Here is a 15,717-nt window from a genome sequence, read left to right on the forward strand (position 1 = left end):
GTCTTAGAATTTAGCTTCTAAGGTTAAAGTGAAGCGACGTGGTTCACCATAAATTAAGCCATTATAGAAACCATATTGGCGGTAGTAAGTTTTATCAAACAAGTTACTAACGTTTAAACCGAGAGAGAAGTTTTGGTTAATGTCATAGCGTGCCATTGCATCAAATAAAGCATAACCTTTAACTTTAAGAGGGGTATCTTTATCATCACTTAATGGACGACCTGGATTTGCTGTATTAAGTGTATAGCTCTGCCAAGATGCACCCGCACCAATTGTTAAACCATTGATATAGTCGGAAAGGTTATAAGCTGTATGTAGGCGGAGTAAATGACGCGGATCTTCACGATCTGCTGTGCTTTGGTCTTTAACAGATAAATAAGTATAACCAGCAGAAACATTCCAGTTATCGGTTACAGCACCAGAAATTTCAGTTTCAAACCCTTGGGTTTCACGGCCTGTACCCTGAAGATATGCATTCTTTGTTAAGTCATCCAAAACATGGTTATTACCATCTCGTACCGCTTTATTCTTTTGCTTTGTTTTAAATACTGCTAAAGAGGCATTTAAAGAGTTATTAAACCATGCACCCTTAATTCCAGCTTCATAACTTTGGCCAGTAATTGGGTCTAGCACATCGCCATTGGTTTTCTGTTCTGATTGTGGTGTAAAGATATCAGTATAACTTGCATAGGCAGAATAATTTTCTGCAAAGTTATACACTAAGCCGTAATAAGGTGTCCAAGCATGAGCACTATTCTTAGCACTTTGTCCACTATTTTGACCATCTACCGTATAGTTATTTGTATAGGTATTATAATAACTACGACGAACACCTGTAATTAAAGATAAGTCATCCATTAGACTCCAGCGTGCAGCCATATATCCACCCAATAAATTGGTGGTTGCTTTGGTTGATGCGCCTGTACGAGAGTACAAGAAATCCCCAAACTCATTACCTGTCCATGTGCGCCAATCTACAAGTTTGTTATGTTGGCGTATTTGGCAACCAGACATACCATCGAGGTTACAAACTGATCCGTAAGTTGTTTCTTGGAGCTGAGAGCCATTTAATCCAAACATTAAATCGTGTTGACGACCAAATAGATTAACTTTCCCTGCAAGTGAAATATCTAAAGCATTATTTGTGCTAGCTCTGTCAGTATGGAATGCATTCAAAAATGCGCCTGTCCCATCTTTATTCCAAATAGTGTAGCCGCCTCCCTTTTTGTTATTTACTTTAAGTAACCCAATATTACTTAAATCATTCCGTTGTGTATGTGCATAATTGGTTTTGAGTTTCCAGTCATTGCCTAAATCACTTTCTAAAAAGGTGAAGAAAGTCTTACCTTCGCGTTCAGCTTTACTCCAATTTGTTACAGGGTTAAAGCTACGACTAAAATGTGTTTCGCTGCCATCTGTAAACCAAATTGGGACATTGGTTCCCCAAGATGCACCATGCATGTTGCTTTTTTCGTATTGGAAACCAGCACCAATGGTAGTGTCATCCGACACGTCAGCCGCAATACTAGCTAAAATACCTGTACGTTTTAGATTTTCGTGGTCACGGAAACTGTCCGAATCTTCAGTACTTACCACTAAACGTGAACGAACTGAACCATCTTTAGTTAATGGAACATTAATGTCACCTACCGCATTTTTTTTGTCCCAACTGCCGGTGCGTAATTTTAAGCTACCACCAAATTCTTTTTTAGGAAGTTTACGCACTAAGTCAATAGTTGCCGAAGGGTCGCCTGTACCACCCAATAAACCATTGGCACCACGTACAATATTGACTTGTTCATATAAGTCCATATTGATTGAATTACCCGCACCGCTAAATCCAGAGCCACCTGAAATCGCTAAACCATCCGATTTATAGTTAGTAATATCGTATCCACGTGCGCGATAGGTGGTACGACCACCCACATCAAGCTGATTAAACGTGATTCCTGTAGCTTGACCCATTACATCGTCAATGGTTTGTGCATTGGTATCGTCTAATTGTTGACGCGTAATGACTGAAACTGACTGAGGGGTTTCTTTAGGACTTAAAGCTAAGCCTGTAGAAGAACTGGTTTTTTGTGCGGTATAGGTTGCTTTTTTTTCAGCACTGACTTTAATGGTGGGTAAGTCAGTAGGGTTTCCTTCTGTGTTTGCTGCATGCACAACGCTAGAAGCTAAAACTAAACTGATAATACCAAAAATAGAGGAAGAATTTCGCATAGGCCACAATGCAATGAGTGGTTTCTTTTTGAAATTCTTAGGATATATAGATGTTTTCATAGTATTTAACATGATTTGAGCAAATTATAGGAAATAGGCATCTAGTTTTAGAAAATTCAATAAATTACTACGATGCGGATACATAAAATAACAGTTAACATAAATGATTTCTATTCTTATTTCTAAATAAGATTAATTATTATTCTATTTGGTTTGTGCTGATAAAATCATAAGCTGTTCGGTTTTAAAAATATATTTTTGATTTTGAAGTGAATATTTTTATTCATTCATTTTTTTATGTGGATTAATGGTGTGAGATTTTTTAAATTTTTTAGTCCAAGTTAGCATCAATTTTTACTCAGTATTATGCTTGAGATTTGTTACATTGTGATAAAGAGAAGATTTATTTTTGCTGTATTAACTCAAGCATCCACAGTTTACTGTGAATGTTGGTTAAGCAATGTATAGACTGAATCGGAATAATAAAATTGACGTAACAAATCATCGGCACGTTGTTTTAAATAGCCAGTTTCAATCAGTTGTTGAAAAATAGGTTGCAGTAATGCTTGCAGTTGGTTCTGCAACAAGTCTTGATGAATATTTAAATCTTGAAATAGCAAGTCGAAAGGACGCTGCTGGTTACGGATATACCAAGTGTAAATACCGTCATGCAATTGTTGTTTTAAATAGTCACTTTGGCGCAAATAGTCCCAAAATTGCTGACTCAATTTGACGGTTTGTGGCAAGTCGTCTAACACAATGTAATTTTTTAATACACTTAAGGGCTGCGTTTTTATTTTGTGCCACAAGCTGGCTTGGAAGTGATAAAGCTTTTCATCATCAAAATGCTGATTCAGCACTTGTTCGCTTAGCACACTTAATTTCAAAATATTCTTTTGTAAATAATGCGTAATAGTATCGTCTAAGCGGCTATCGGTCATGCTTTCTAAAACGGTTTTTCCCATTTTCATAAAGCGACCAACGCTCGGCACACGTTTATTCATGCTGTGATCAAGATAATCTTGCAGCGCGTGTTGAATAAGCTGTGAAACAAGCGCACTAAATGCAGGATGAGTGACGACTTGATGAATCAGTTTGGTTCGATGCTCACTTTTACTAGCGATATATTGTGCAAGTTGATCGACTGCTAAAACATCAATTACATCTTCAATTTTTGTGCTTGCGTTAATGTCGTGACTCAGGGCAAAGTGCAATTGTTTGGCAATTTGTTCAATTAAAAATGCACTGAGTGGCGTATCTAAAATTTGTCTTTGCAGTAGTTGTTGTAATTGTTCAACCTGCCATAGGTCTTGAAGCGTTTGTGCTTTTAACCAACTCAAAAATTGTTGGCATTCAAAGGTCACGGTTTCGGTAGATGAGAACTTTTGTTCTAGAAATTGAAGTTGTAGCTCAATTAATTGTTCAATCAGTGGGTGTGGGGTATAAGTGGTCATCTAGCACAGATATGACAAAATAGATTGTTTTGAGTATAACCTGTCTAGAAAAGCAAAGTTGGCTTTGCTGAAATAAACGTATAAAAAAACTGCATAAATGTATTGCTATAATTCTGGTATTGATGAGATGAAGTGGATATTGATCTGTTTGAAAATGGTAAATATTTAGTGTTGATTCCTCAGTAGTGAGTTGTTGCGCTGTTTTAACTTAAATGGATTTTTAGCGACAAAAATAGCTTAAAATACCAATTTTAAAAGCATGTTTTTATAGCACTTATCAAAAATATAAAGTTTTTAGTTAATATTGGATGGGTAAAATGGTGAATAAACGACAGTTTTGGTCAGTGACAAGTCATAGCCTAAACTTTACAATGCTTGGACTCTTATCATTCAACGAATGGGAAATATATGTTAACGGCACAAGAAGCTCTAGAGCGTTTAAAGCAAGGTAATCAGCGTTTTATTAGTGGGAAGTCTTCTATCGCAAATGTAATTTCTCATGAACATCGTGCGCAATTAACTGAAGATCAAAATCCATTTGCAATTGTATTGGGTTGTTCAGATTCACGCGTTCCTGCCGAAATTGTATTTGACCAAGGCTTAGGTGATTTATTTGTCATTCGTGTTGCGGGTAACATTGTTGCGCCGTCACAGGTGGGAAGTGTTGAGTTTGCTGCAGAACGTTATGACTGTGCGGTTGTTGTGGTATTAGGGCATACGCATTGCGGCGCGGTACAAGCGACGATTGACACATTAATGCATCCTGAACAGCATCCATCAGATAATTTAATGTCGATTGTAAATCGCGTGCGTCCTTCGGTTGAAATTTTAATGCAAACCGATTTAAAACATGATTTATGCAAACTTTCGACGCATGCAGTGCGTTCAAATGTGTTTGCTTCAGTAAATCAATTGCGTCATGGTTCAGCAGTCTTAGAGAGTCTAATTGCTAAAGGTAAAATGATTGTGGTTGGTGCAGAATACTCACTTGAAACAGGTGAAGTAGTTTTCTTCGACTTCTAAGCAAAATCAGTTTTTTAAAAATAAAAAGGTGCTAAAAACAGCACCTTTTTTTATCGCTAGTATTAAGATTATTTGTGTATCGGATGATCGTTGTTGATATGGATATTAAGTGTTATGCAATTCGTTATTTTAAGGTCTGTTGAATAACTGGATAGGCATTTTTAAGTAAAATGGCTTGTGCTTTGGCATTTGGATGAATTAAATCTTGTTGCATGAGTTGAGGATTGCCTGCAACCCCAGTTAAAAAGAAGGGGAGTAATTTTAGTTGATATTTTTGACTGACATTTACATAGGTATTTTCGAACGCTTGACTATAGGCAGTGCCATAATTAGGCGGAATTTTCATGCCCAATAGCACAACTTTGGCTTTGGCTTGCTGACTATGTTGGACGAGTTTTTCTAAATTGGCTTGAATACTTTGCGGTGGTTGGCCTCTTAAAGCATCATTTCCACCCAATTCAATCACTACAATATTTGGGCGATGCTTGTTTAATAATGTGGGCAGCCGTGCCAATGCGCCTGCTGTCGTTTCACCGCTGACACTGGCATTGACCACATGATATTGTTTCGGGTACTGTTGATTAAGACGTTGTTGTAATTGGGTTACCCAGCCTTGCTGAGGAGACAAGCCATAAGCGGCACTGATGCTGTCACCTAAAATTAAAATGGTTTTTGCATGTAATAATGCAGGAAAACTACAAAATATCGCTAAGATGATAGACATAACAATAGACTGAATGCGCCAAGTAAAGAGCATACTTCATCACCTTTGATCTTTTTTTAGGATTTTTATCATGCCACAACCTATCATTGTCGCACAGCAATTAAGCCAGAAAGTTCAACTCAAAAGCCAAGACCTCACTATTCTAGATGCAATTAATTTAGAGATTCAGGTGGGAGAGCAAGTGGCCATTACTGGACGTTCAGGTTCAGGGAAATCAACATTGCTTGGGGTTTTGGCTAGTTTAGATCGGGCAACACAAGGCGAGTTATGGCTGTGTGGGCAGGCAGTACATTTGCTCAATGAAGAACAACGCGCAAAATTACGTTTGCAGAATATTGGTTTTATTTTCCAGTCTTTTCAGCTTTTACCGCATTTGTCTGCTTTAGAGAACGTATTGTTACCATTACGTTTACAAGCCAATTTTCACTATGCCCACGCTTTGCAGCACGCAAAAGAGATGTTGCAGCGCGTTGGTTTATTGGCACATGCGCAGCAACTGCCAAAAGTCATGTCGGGTGGTGAACAGCAGCGAGTTGCTATTGCAAGGGCTTTAGTGACCACACCCAAAATTATTTTTGCTGATGAACCTACAGGCAATTTAGACCGTCAAACTGCCGCAGAAATTGAACAGCTTTTATTTCGGCTCAATCAAGAAATGGGGGTAACCTTGGTGATTGTGACTCATGATTTAAATCTGGCCGCGCAATGTCAGCGACATTATGAGCTTGTGCAAGGACAATTATATGCAGTAAACCCTCAGCAGGATTTAAGCGGATGACTCGAATTTTAAAACCGTGGTTACAACAAAACTTTTCCAATCGAAGTATTTGGTTGCTGATCATGGCTTTAAGTTTAGCCATTTGTGCAACTACTGCATTAAGACTCAGTAATGCTCAAATTCAGCAAGCGCTACGTTTACAAGCAGCACAAATGTTAGCAGCCGACTTAACGTTAACCGATCAACAGCCAATAGCCCAAAGGTATAGACAACAAACCAAAGCATTTGGGCTAAAGACGGCACAAGTCACTGTATTTGGAACGATGGCACATACCCAGCAGCAATTTGTGATGGTGACGGCCAAAGCCATTGACGAGAAGTTTCCGTTGCGGGGGCAACTTAAGATATCGACAGGGCAACGACAAATTTCCCAAGGTGAAGTATGGTTAAGCCCACGGGCACAAGATTTATTGCAAGTAAAAGTTGGTGATACCGTATCGATTGCGGATGCAGCACTTAAATTTACGGGGGTCATTGAGCGTGACTTAAATCAGGAAATGGGTTTTTCAGGCTTTGCGCCAATGATTATTTTCTCGGCTCAAGACCTCGAAAAAACGCATGCGATTCAAACAGGAAGTCGTATTGAATATCGTTTATTAATGTCGGGATTGCCCGATCAAATTCGGCATTATCAACAGTGGTTTAAGCAGCAATATGCACAGCATTCTAAATTGGGTAATTTACAACTACGGGATGCCAAACAGAGCAATAGCCGTTTAGTTAAACCACTTAACAATTTAGATTTATTTTTGCAATTGAGCAATTTAATTACCTTGCTATTGTGTGGAATCGCGATTGCCTTAGCCAGTCGCCGCTATGTGCAGCAAAGTCAAAACCAAATGGCTTTGTTGCGTTGCTTAGGTGCAAGTCAAAGTCAACTTCTCACTTTACTGATTTATCTACTAGGTGGACTCATTTTAGTTTCGGCTGTTGTTGGGTGTATTGCAGGTTTTGGATTGGGGCAGCTGTTGTTGCAGCTTATGCTACAGATGTTGCCTCATTTAGATCTGAGTAATATCGCGCTTACGATGACGATAAATAGCGTATTGTCAGCCTTAGGTATAGGTCTATTGACCAGTGCATGTGTATTGATTGGCTTTATTGCACCCAATATGTATTATTTATTGAAAACAGCTCCTATGCGGGTCATTCGCCCTGACAACGTCCAACAAGCTTCTATGCGAGCTGTATGGATATTTGGCTTAGCCAGTTTGGCAGTTTTGAGTGTTGTTTTGACTCAAAACATCATTTTAAGTTTAAGCTTTTTGACGGGTGTGTTGGTGCTAGGCATCGTATTTTGGGGGCTGCTATGGGGCATTCTAACAGGGTTAAAACAATGCCCCCATAATTGGGTCAGTGTGATTCGGCTGCCTATACAAATGGCAAGTTATATGACCATTTTAGCTTTGGCGATGAGTTTAACCGCAGTATTATGGGTTTTAAAAACCGATGTGTTGACACGTTGGCAGCAACAATTGCCAGCCAATACACCGAATCAATTTGTTTATGGCTTACCTCCAAATGATAAAGCTGCATTTGAGCAACAATTACAACAACAGCATTGGTCACACACGCCGTTATATCCAAATATCCGAGCACGTTTGGTTGCGAAAAATGGACAGCCGTTTTCAAAACAATTGATACAGCAGAATAATAGTTTAAAACGTGAATTAAATTTAACCCAAGCGGAAGATTATCCAGTGGATAATTTAATTGTGCAGGGACGTCGCCAATTACAACATGCAGGAGAGGTTTCCGTCGAAGCAAAAACAGCACAAACATTGGGGATTCAAATTGGCGATCGACTGACCTTTGAGCGGGCAGATGGCAATATTACGGCAACGGTAATCAATTTTAGAACGGTAACATGGGAGAGTTTTAGTCCAAATTTCTTCTTTATTTTTGCCCCCAAGACGATGGATGAAAATGCGGGCAGTTACTTGGGAAGTTTTTATGTACCACCGCAACAGAATGCCGCGTTATTGGCAATGATCCAACGTTATAACACCACAGTCTTTATTGATATTGGGAATATTTTGATACAGGTTAAAAGCTTACTTTCAATTGCGGCACAGGTGATTGGTATTTTAGCTGTGTTGGTTGCTGTGTCAGGGTTTTTGGTTTTAGTGGCATGTTTAAATTTATTGATGGATGAACGGAAACATGAAGTGGCTTTATTGCGTGCTTTAGGCAGCTCACAACAACAAATTAAACGCTTATTCAGTTTAGAATTTGGTTTAATTGGTTTTGGTGCAGGTATATTGGCCTGTATTTTTGCAGAAAGTTTAAGCGCAATTGCAGCATATCAATTTAATTTAGCTTTTCAGTTGCATGCTCAAATCTGGTTAATTTTACCCATTGGTATGCTGCTGTTATGTATTTTAATTGCCCGCTTTCATTTTAGAGCGATTTATAAAATTTCGCCATTTGTCGCACTAAGAGATTAATTGCATTTGAATTAAAATATCTTGCCATAGCGGGTGAAGAGCAATGACTAAATGTTGGCAATATTGATAACTGACAACCACAGTAATGCACCCAATGCTCAGTCCAATGGTATTCGCAAAAATTGAATGGCTGCGCTGTTGTAGTAAGCGCCAAAGGAGACTGAGTAGTACACCCATAACTACACCACCTAAATGTGCGGCATTGTTAATGTTTGGAATGGTCAATCCAATCACAAGATTAAGTCCCATGATCATCAACAAGTTACGTTTGGATAAGATATAAGGCTGATTGGGTAAAGGACGGAAAAATGCCAATACGGTAAGGGCCGAACCAAGCCCCATCACTGCACCTGAAGCACCTGCACTTAAATGGGGAAGTAAAGCCAAATTGTGTTGCTGCAAAAAGGCATAACTGTCTTGAATACTCAAGTAACCGCTCAATAAGCTACCTGCTAATCCACATAGGACATAGATGCCTGAAAAATAAACTCGACCATAAATTTGTTCGGCAACCTGCCCAAATAAATACAGCGCCCACATATTGAGTGCCAAATGAATAAAACCAAAGTGAAAGAACATATTGGTGAGCAGTCGTTCGGGTGCATATAAAAAAGTGAGAGGGGGGTAATCTGCACCCCAAGCCAAAGCATCGTTTGGGCTAGGATTAGCACTGTCAACACCTGTTGCAATTTGCCAAAGATATAAACCAGAATTTAATGCAATTAGCATTGCGGTGATCCACCAAAGTTTTAGTGGTAACGGTGGGCGTGAAAATGAAGGTGGTGAAAGACTTGGCATGCTATGCTATGTCGCTTTAAAATCTTAACCTAATATAAAGTACCGCCGTAGCAGGAGCAAGTTGCCACAATGAAGACATTGATTCGCCGAATATTGATGTTGATGATCGGGCTTTTTTTACTGATACAACTGTGGATTTTCCTAAGCCTGTGTTGGTGGAAATTTAATGACATAAATAGCACGATGTTTATGCGAATTGACCAATGGCAATTTCCAGATGCGGTGCAGCGTCATCAGTGGCGTGATTATGATCAAATTAGTGATCAGTTCAAACGTGCTGTTGTTGCAGGTGAAGATGGTAAATTTGTGCATCATCATGGCTTTGATATTGATGGTATGACGGCAGCTTTAGAGCGTAATAAAGAAGATGGTGAAATTGTCGCAGGTGGTTCGACTATTTCACAACAATTGGCAAAAAATTTGTTTTTGTACAATGAGCGTTCATTTATTCGTAAGGGACAAGAAGCAATTGCTACGTTTATGATGGAAAGTTTGTGGTCAAAGCAGCGCATTTTAGAAACTTATATGAATTCGGTGGAACTCGGCGAACATATTTATGGTGTTGAGGCGGCATCACGCCATTATTTTCATAAAAGCAGTGCCAATTTAACCCGTGAGCAGGCGATCTTTTTAGCAGCATTATTACCAAATCCAAAGTATTATCAAAAACATCCAAACGATCCAAAATTCAAATTTCGTAAACGCTTTATTGGCAAATACATTCGTTATAGTGAAATCCCATAAAGATAAAACTTAGAAAATTTATGAAATTGTCATAAAGATGAAGCATACTATTTCAATAGACACAAAAATGACGGAACAGCGCATGAATACCGAGGTATCTTCTACACCATCAACAGCAACGAAAGCAGTGCTGGCGACGGAGTATGCCTATAATGATCGTTATATTAATCGTGAACTTTCTATTCTAGATTTTCATCTACGCGTTTTAGAACAAGCATCCGACCCGAAACATCCATTATTAGAACGTTTAAATTTTTTACTGATTTTTTCACGCAATTTAGATGAATTCTTTGAAATTCGCGTTGCTGGGATGATGGAGCAATTGTCTTTAGACAATGATAGCCATACACCAGATGGGTTGACGCCAAAACAAGTGTTAGAACAAATTTCACGTACTGCACATGAGGCGATTGAGCGTCAATATCGGATTTTAAATCAAGAAATTTTGCCTAAACTACGTGAAGAAGACATTTGTTTTTTACGTCGTGGAGAGTTAAGTCCTGCTCAGGCACAGTGGGTGCGTAAATATTTCCAAGAACAATTGGCACCAGTTTTAACCCCGATTAGTTTGGATCCTGCGCATCCTTTTCCACGGTTAGTGAATAAAAGTTTAAACTTTATTGTCACTTTAGAAGGTAAAGATGCCTTTGGTCGTCAAATTGACTTAGCCGTCGTGCCTGCACCACGTTCGTTGCCACGTGTGGTACGTTTGCCTGATGAATTAACTGATGGTAAAGAACATCATGTGATGCTCTCGGCAATTATTCATGAGCATATTTCAGATTTGTTCCCAGGAATGACCGCAACAGGTTGTTATCAATTCCGTGTGACTCGAAATGCTGATCTTGCATTAAATGAAGATGTTGAAGATTTAGCCAAAGCATTAAAAGGTGAATTAAGCTCACGCCGTTTTGGTCAAGCTGTTCGTTTAGAAGTTACTGAAAATTGTCCAAAGCATATTTATCAGTATCTATTAAATGAGTTCGATTTAAATGAAAATGAACTATATAAAGTCGATGGGCCAGTTAACTTAGCACGATTGCTTTCGAACTTTAAGCGCCCGCATTTAAAGTACGATGCCTATACGCCTGTTATTCCAAAAGCATTGTTAAAGTCAGAAAATATTTTTGCTGCGATGCGCAAGCAAGATATTTTGTTGCACCATCCATTTGAGTCATTTGCGCCCGTGATTAATTTTTTACGTGAGGCTGCGCGAGATCCTCAAGTTTTAGCGATTAAGCAAACGCTTTACCGCAGTGGTGCAGACTCAGAAATTGTACAAGTGTTGGCAGAAGCTGCGCGTAATGGTAAAGAGGTAACGGCAGTCATTGAGCTTCGCGCACGGTTTGATGAAGAATCCAATATTGCCGTTGCCAATGTATTGCAAGAAGCGGGCGCTGTGGTGGTCTATGGTATTGTAGGTTATAAAACTCATGCCAAAATGATTTTAGTTGTGCGCCGTGAAAACAATAAGTTGGTGCGCTATAGCCATTTAGGTACAGGAAATTACCACGCAACCAATGCTCGAATTTATACCGACTATGGTTTACTCACCACTGACAAAGAGCTGTGTGAAGATGTGCATCGCATTTTCCAAGAGTTGACGGGCATGGGTAAAATGGCAAAATTGAAAAAATTGTTGCATGCACCATTTACCTTACACAGTCATTTAATGAGTTATATTGACGATGAAATTACCGCAGCAAAAGAAGGCAAACCCGCACGTATTATTATTAAGGTCAATGCCTTAACTGAAGTTCAGTTGATTAATAAGTTGTATGAAGCTTCGCAAGCTGGGGTCAAAGTTGACTTAATTATTCGCTCGATTTGCTGTTTGCGCCCAGGTTTGGCAGGCTTGTCGGAAAATATTCAAGTCCGTTCAATTGTTGGGCGTTTCTTAGAACATACCCGTGTTTATTATTTTGAAAACCAAGGTAATGCCCGTATTTATTGTTCAAGTGCCGATTGGATGGATCGTAATTTATTTAACCGTGTTGAGGCGTGCTTCCCAATTGTTGATCCTGCCTTACGTAAGCGGATTTATCAGCAAGGTTTACTCAATTATTTAAAAGATAATCAGCAAGCATGGTTACTACAAGGTGATGGGACTTGGGTGCGTGCAGTACAAGGTGAAGCTGTGGCATACAGCGCGCAAGCAACCTTATTGGAATCGTTTAAATAGTCAATTGAAAATAAGCGCCGCATTTGGCGCTTATTTTTTGTGTGTTTGTAAAACTAAGCGCCAATAAGCAAGGCTTAAAGATATGAATGTGAAACCTATTAAATAGAGCAGCTTAGGTAGAACGACCGCTGTGCTTACGCCCATTTGATTTAATTGTACGAAAGTGTGAATGCCTGAAGTTGAAGGTAACATCCAAGCCAATATTTGCAGTAATTCGGGCATAGCTTGATGTGGCCATGCTAAACCTGAAAGTAAAAAAAGTGGAATTGAGCTAATCACAAGCAGGTGACTGGCGCGTTCTGGTACATCTAAAAAAGAGGCCAAAAGCATACTCATGGCTGAAACAGCCGCAATGAAAATGGGTACAGCCAACAGCATTCCCCAGAAGTTTCCGCCACGTGGGTAATCGTATAGCCAAAAAATAAAGCCAAATAGATATAAACAGGCAAGACTACCAATGGTGACCGCACAGGCAAAATTGGCAAAAAATTCGGTGGTGTTCGGTTTCCATTTTCGCTCACGGTAACTGGTAATCAGCATAGTAAAGCCAAGTAGAATCGTTTGATGCACAATTAAAGGCGCGACAGCAGGAAAAATGTAGCTGCCATAGCCTGAAAGTGGGTTGAACAGGCTGACCATATGAATGCTTGGTTCAACTTTAAAATGTGATATTTGTGAATATTTTGCTGCATAGTCACTTGCAACACCACCAATGGCTTGAGCAAGCCCTGTTCCTGCTTCTTTTAAGCGAATTAAGTAGGCTGCACTTAAGTACAAGCCAATTCCACCATTTTCACCACGCCTTAAACTTGTACTTAAATTACTGGGTAAATACAAAATACCTTCGGCTTGCTGGTTTTTAAGCATATGCTCTGCTTCAGCAAAGTTCACAGTCACTTTTTTTATTTCAATGTTGGGACTTTCAGCCGCTGTGCTAATTATGGCATTGGTCAGTTGGCTGTGTTCTTCATCCACAATCACAATTGGAATAGATTCGGCACGTTGTGCTTGGTAGGCAGTTGGATAGAAAAATCCGTACAGCAGTGTTGCCAAAACCATTGTGGTAAACACTGAGGAATGTTTGGCAATATTTTTAAATGCTTGTAGATAATAATGCAGGAAAGTTCTCATTGACTTGCCACCTTTTGCACTTTGTGCAACAGCCATAAACTTACCGCAAAGTACAACAACGCTGAAAACAGTAAAATCGCAAGGGGCAGCATGGAAATATTCCACGGACTGCCAATCACCCATTGTTCGGTTTGTAATTTTACATAAGGTGTATAGGGCAAAAGTTCAGACCAAAAACGGGTAAACAACGGGGCGTTATTGACAGGTAAGGTCACCCCTGCAAAGCTTAGGGATGAACCACCATAAATTGCAAGGATTCCAAAAGATTTGGCTAAGTTTTGTGTTGCAAGCACCACAATACAACTCACACAAGCATAGGCAAAATACATTAGAAATTGTGCAAGTAAAATAAGCCCAACGTTGCCTGCAACGAACCAACCACGGAAGTTGACTAGCCAAAACATCCACAATGCATTCCATGCACAAATAATGAGAACATGCAGCAATATTTTGCCAAACAAGGCATCAAAGGGGGAGTCGTTTAACCATTGTTGAACCGTTTTATATTTAAGTTCTTGTCCAATACTAAAAGCAATCGTGCAACACAGTAGTAAATGCAACATGGCAGGAATTAAAAAAGGCTCTAAAAAGAATTCGTAGCTTAGACTTGGGTTATAGAGTGCTGAAATTTTTAAATGTGGCGTTGCAACGTCTACATAAGGCAAAGTGTTTTTTAAATAATCATCGCCTAAAAAATTTAAACTCGCTTGTAAGGTCGAGATTTGCATTGCAGTTGAAATACTATTGCCAATACTAAAAAAAGATTGATTATAGAAAATACCAATCTGTGCATCTTGCCCACGTACTAAGCGTTGTTCTGCACCTTCAGGAATGGTCACATATCCCCAAATATTGGTTTCATTGAGCCATTGCTCTGCATCTGAGTTACGTTCGGTTATATGGGCAATATGAAGGGTAGTATTTTGGCTTAAATACTTTTGAATATTTCGACTCAGTTGGCTATGGTCTTGATCTACTATAGCAATAGGCAAGTGTTCAGCTTTGCCTGAATAGAGCATACTGCCAAATAACAGCAGAATAATAAGCGGTGCAATGGTGAGCATGCTTAAATCCCATTTATGCTGCCATAAATAGTGTAATTCACGCTGAAGGCTTGCCCACATTAGTCATTTGCCTGTTTAAGTTTAAAGACCACGCTCATGCCCATTCTTAATCCATCTACAGGTTGCTCAGGTTTTAAATGTAGTTTAAAACTGCGAATGTCATAGCCGCCCGTTTGGCGAGTGCTTTTGAGTGTGGCAAAGTCACCTTCAGCATCAATATTATCAATCTTAAAATTAACGGTTTTATTTAAGGCAGGAATATAACCTGAAATGGTTTTTTGCTTATACACATTGGCATATTGGTCTTCACGCACGTTTAGGCTGACCCATAAATGTGCGGTGTCGAGTAAACTAATAATGGGAACGGCAGATGCCACAATTTCCGAAGGTTTTCCATAGGTTTTAGAAATGGTGCCAGAGATGGGCGCAAGTAATTTGGTTTCAGCCATAAGCGCATTGACTTCATTAACGGCTGCCTTGGCAATATCCACTTGGGCGGCTGCTGTGGTGCGCTGTTGTGATGTGCCACCTGCTTTGCCACGTTTATATTGTTGATACGCAGCTTCTGCCATTTCATGACTTGACTTTTGTGCAGCAAAAGATTCGTCACGACGTTGGCGAGAAATCACACCTTGTTGAAACAAACTTGCCCCACGTTGATACGTGGTTGCGGCAAGTTCTGCCTGTGCTTTTAAGCTTTGCCAATTGGCATAAAGGCTATCTAAATTTTCTTCTCGCGCACCACGATCTACCGTTTCTTGTAATGCCAAAGCCGATTGTAAACTTGCAAGTGCTTGTTGTTTCTTAGCATCGACTTCTGGGCTGTAAAGACGAACCAATGCTTGTCCTTTTTGAACCGCTTGACCTTCTTCTACATAAATTTCTTCAATTCGGCTTGGTACTTTGGTACTAATATGAATCGTATCTGCTTCAACACGGCCTTGCACATCAACCAAGGCAGGTTGATAACTTTTCCAAAGTCCAAATGCAATCAAACACAATAACAGTAACACCACAATAAAAATCACAATTTTTGATTTGCCACTTTTGCTCGGCTTGTGTGTAGTGTATTCATTTTTATTTGACGTTTTATCTTCAGATTCTGAATTTAGCTTGTCTTGAGATTCATCTTGCGGATTCATAGCATTC

At 39.4% G+C, this 15,717-nt stretch carries 12 protein-coding genes; 5 read left to right on the top strand and 7 right to left on the bottom strand.

Annotated features, from left to right (window positions below; all coding sequences use genetic code 11):
- Positions 1 to 3 precede the first annotated feature (3 nt).
- Both FXN70_RS00495 and FXN70_RS00500 read right to left on the bottom strand, forming a co-directional pair.
- Positions 4 to 2,223 carry a TonB-dependent siderophore receptor gene (locus FXN70_RS00495; protein WP_324645463.1) on the bottom strand — a complete coding sequence of 740 codons (2,220 nt, stop codon included), beginning with the start codon at positions 2,221 to 2,223 and terminating at the stop codon, positions 4 to 6.
- 437 nt (positions 2,224 to 2,660) lie between these two features.
- Positions 2,661 to 3,677, bottom strand: coding sequence for a hypothetical protein (locus FXN70_RS00500; RefSeq protein ID WP_324645464.1), 1,017 nt, complete (start codon positions 3,675 to 3,677; stop codon positions 2,661 to 2,663).
- A 408-nt stretch (positions 3,678 to 4,085) separates the two neighbouring features.
- Here FXN70_RS00500 and FXN70_RS00505 point away from each other — a divergent pair, with 408 nt between their 5' ends.
- On the top strand, positions 4,086 to 4,700 hold the full coding sequence (locus tag FXN70_RS00505) for a carbonic anhydrase (RefSeq protein WP_324645465.1): 615 nt from the start codon (positions 4,086 to 4,088) through the stop codon (positions 4,698 to 4,700).
- Positions 4,701 to 4,824: 124 nt separating this feature from the next.
- Here FXN70_RS00505 and FXN70_RS00510 read toward each other — a convergent pair whose 3' ends face one another.
- Positions 4,825 to 5,424, bottom strand: coding sequence for an arylesterase (locus FXN70_RS00510; RefSeq protein ID WP_324646037.1), 600 nt, complete (start codon positions 5,422 to 5,424; stop codon positions 4,825 to 4,827).
- A 70-nt stretch (positions 5,425 to 5,494) separates the two neighbouring features.
- Here FXN70_RS00510 and FXN70_RS00515 point away from each other — a divergent pair, with 70 nt between their 5' ends.
- Both FXN70_RS00515 and FXN70_RS00520 read left to right on the top strand, forming a co-directional pair.
- Entirely contained in the window at positions 5,495 to 6,202 is a 708-nt protein-coding gene (locus FXN70_RS00515; RefSeq protein ID WP_324645466.1) for an ABC transporter ATP-binding protein, read from the top strand.
- The gene (locus tag FXN70_RS00520; RefSeq protein WP_324645467.1) at positions 6,199 to 8,649 is read left to right on the top strand and encodes an ABC transporter permease; all 2,451 of its coding nucleotides are present in this window, start codon (positions 6,199 to 6,201) and stop codon (positions 8,647 to 8,649) included. Before FXN70_RS00515 ends, FXN70_RS00520 begins: the two co-directional genes overlap by 4 nt.
- On the opposite strand, the gene FXN70_RS00525 is transcribed toward FXN70_RS00520, so the two are convergent.
- Positions 8,638 to 9,447 carry a rhomboid family intramembrane serine protease gene (locus tag FXN70_RS00525; protein WP_324645468.1) on the bottom strand — a complete coding sequence of 270 codons (810 nt, stop codon included), beginning with the start codon at positions 9,445 to 9,447 and terminating at the stop codon, positions 8,638 to 8,640. The genes FXN70_RS00520 and FXN70_RS00525 overlap by 12 nt on opposite strands.
- Positions 9,448 to 9,516: 69 nt before the next feature.
- Between FXN70_RS00525 and mtgA the strand changes: the two genes are divergently transcribed.
- Complete coding sequence (gene mtgA, locus FXN70_RS00530; RefSeq protein ID WP_324645469.1) at positions 9,517 to 10,191, top strand: monofunctional biosynthetic peptidoglycan transglycosylase; 675 nt, start codon at positions 9,517 to 9,519, stop codon at positions 10,189 to 10,191.
- A gap of 82 nt (positions 10,192 to 10,273) precedes the next feature.
- Positions 10,274 to 12,373 (top strand): polyphosphate kinase 1, encoded by a 2,100-nt coding sequence (gene ppk1, locus FXN70_RS00535; RefSeq protein ID WP_324645470.1) that lies wholly within the window; start codon positions 10,274 to 10,276, stop codon positions 12,371 to 12,373.
- A gap of 30 nt (positions 12,374 to 12,403) precedes the next feature.
- Here the strand turns inward: ppk1 and FXN70_RS00540 are convergent, their stop codons facing one another.
- The 3 genes from FXN70_RS00540 to FXN70_RS00550 are packed head-to-tail and all read right to left on the bottom strand — an operon-like array spanning position 12,404 to position 15,710.
- Positions 12,404 to 13,504 (bottom strand): ABC transporter permease, encoded by a 1,101-nt coding sequence (locus FXN70_RS00540; RefSeq protein ID WP_324646038.1) that lies wholly within the window; start codon positions 13,502 to 13,504, stop codon positions 12,404 to 12,406.
- Entirely contained in the window at positions 13,501 to 14,628 is a 1,128-nt protein-coding gene (locus FXN70_RS00545) for an ABC transporter permease (RefSeq protein WP_324645471.1), read from the bottom strand. The genes FXN70_RS00540 and FXN70_RS00545 overlap by 4 nt, the downstream gene beginning before the upstream one ends.
- Complete coding sequence (locus FXN70_RS00550; protein ID WP_324645472.1) at positions 14,628 to 15,710, bottom strand: HlyD family secretion protein; 1,083 nt, start codon at positions 15,708 to 15,710, stop codon at positions 14,628 to 14,630. Before FXN70_RS00550 ends, FXN70_RS00545 begins: the two co-directional genes overlap by 1 nt.
- Between the last annotated feature and the right edge of the window lie 7 nt (positions 15,711 to 15,717).

It is taken from the genome of Acinetobacter sp. MD2 (assembly GCF_035615575.1).
In the GTDB taxonomy this organism is placed as follows: domain Bacteria; phylum Pseudomonadota; class Gammaproteobacteria; order Pseudomonadales; family Moraxellaceae; genus Acinetobacter.